The following is a 1,894-nucleotide window of genomic DNA, read 5'->3' on the forward strand; positions in this document are numbered from 1 at the left end:
ACCAATCTGACCGCCACCGAAAAGCTCAACGCCACCGTCGACGTGACGCTGGCCAAGCGGAAAGTGGCGGACGCGAAGAAAGACCTTGCCTCCAATATCGGCGACCAGAGGATGGCCCTGACGGACGCCGGCACGGCCCTTCGCGAGATCGACCTGGAGGACCTGTCGGATCAGGCAAAGATCGACGCGGCCCAGAATGCCGTCAACGCGCTCAAGATGGCGCTGGACGACGCAACCCACCTGAGCGCCGACGACAAGGCCATGTACCAGACCCAACTGGACAGGGCCACGGAGACCGTGAGAACGGCGCAGACCGGCATGGACCGCGACGGGCGCATGATGGCGCAGCGCACGGCGATCATGAACGCCGTGACGGCGGCCCGTACAGCGGTGGGCATGGTGGACGACGACGCCACCGAGGCTGAGGTTAAGAAGGCTGACGACGAGGTTGCCGCTCTGAAGGCGGCGATCGACGGTGCGGAGGATCTTCCTGAGGGCGATGCCGAAGTTGCCACGGCCCAGGGAACGCTCGATACGCTCGAAGGCCAACTCGCTTCCGCCAAGACCAGCCGCACGGCCGCGATCACCGAAGACACAAAGAACCGGAATAAGGCCATGACGGCAACGGCTGCGAAGCTGTATGACGGCATCGGCGAGACTCCCATCGGGGGCACCGGAGACGACGTGCGGACCGGCGCCTACGGCACCGGCACCAACGCCGACGACATCGCGGTGACGATCGGTGCGGCCGACGCCGTCAACCTGTCGCAAGACAAGGACGCGACGGTCGCCGACAACCATGGCTGGACAGGCAGGAAGTACACGGCCTCCCCCACCAACGGCGGCACCTATGAGGCGATGGTCTACTCCCACATCGGCGATCCGACGGAAGGGGAGAAGTTCAACGTTGCCTACGCCCTCGACGGGACGAGCGGGGAGACGGCCACCCTCGACACGAGTACGACAGCGGAACAGATGAAAATCGCCAGCTCGATGTTCGACCAGTCCTCCGGCAGAAAGGAGTTCGAGCGGCCTACCAATACGGTCCGGGTGTCGATTCCCGGCACGTATGACGGCGTGTCCGGCACCTACTACTGCGCGCCCGCCGGCGACGCGGACTGCTCGTCTACGGTGGCCGCGAGCGGCTTCACCCTTGTCGGGACCTGGACGTTCAAGCCAACCAACCCCGAGGCCCGGCTCATGGACGTGGCGGCCAACATCTACACCTCCTACGGCTGGTGGCTCCACAAGCCCGCGGACGGAGACTGGGTCGCCAGTGCGTTCGCGGCTGACAAGGGCGATGTCCCGGATGCCGAGAACATCACGGACCTGCAGGGAACCGCGACGTACATGGGTGGCGCGGCTGGCAAGTACGTTATCTACAGCCGCACTAGCGGAGAGAACGATGCCGGCCACTTCACCGCGAGGGCGACGCTTGAGGCCGATTTCGGTGACGACATGGTCACGGGCACCATCGACCAGTTCATGGGTGCCGACGGCGAGGCGCGGGACTGGTCCGTCAAGTTGAACGAGACGGACATCAGCGATACCGGGGTCATTGACGGTACCAACGCTGATGACGAACAGGTCGGGACGGTTTGGACCATCGGTGAGACGCCTGGTGACAAGTCCGGCCAGTGGTCCGGGTCTCTCCAGGACAATGGCGACGACCTCGTTCCGAAGGTCGGAAGCGGCATGTTCCACTCGATCTACCACAACACCGGCCGCATGGTCGGAGCGTTCGGCGTGAACAAGCAGTAGTCCTCCCTGATCATCGTTTCCGCGAACTTGAGGGCGGCAGCTTCGGTTGCCGCCCTTTTTTCAACTGCACCCCGCTCGAACCTCCGGCTCTTCCATTTCATCGCCGCGGCTGTAGCCCTTGCAGTCGTCCGCT

General features: G+C 64.3%; 1 protein-coding gene. It reads left to right on the forward strand.

Going from position 1 to position 1,894, the window contains the following annotated elements; all coding sequences use genetic code 11:
• Positions 1-42: 42 nt before the first annotated feature.
• Positions 43-1,761 carry a hypothetical protein gene (locus tag OXF11_19980; GenBank protein MCY4489380.1) on the forward strand — a complete coding sequence of 573 codons (1,719 nt, stop codon included), beginning with the start codon at positions 43-45 and terminating at the stop codon, positions 1,759-1,761.
• Positions 1,762-1,894: the final 133 nt, after the last annotated feature.

Source organism: Deltaproteobacteria bacterium, from assembly GCA_026712905.1.
In the GTDB taxonomy this organism is placed as follows: Bacteria; Desulfobacterota; Binatia; order UBA9968; family JAJDTQ01; genus JAJDTQ01.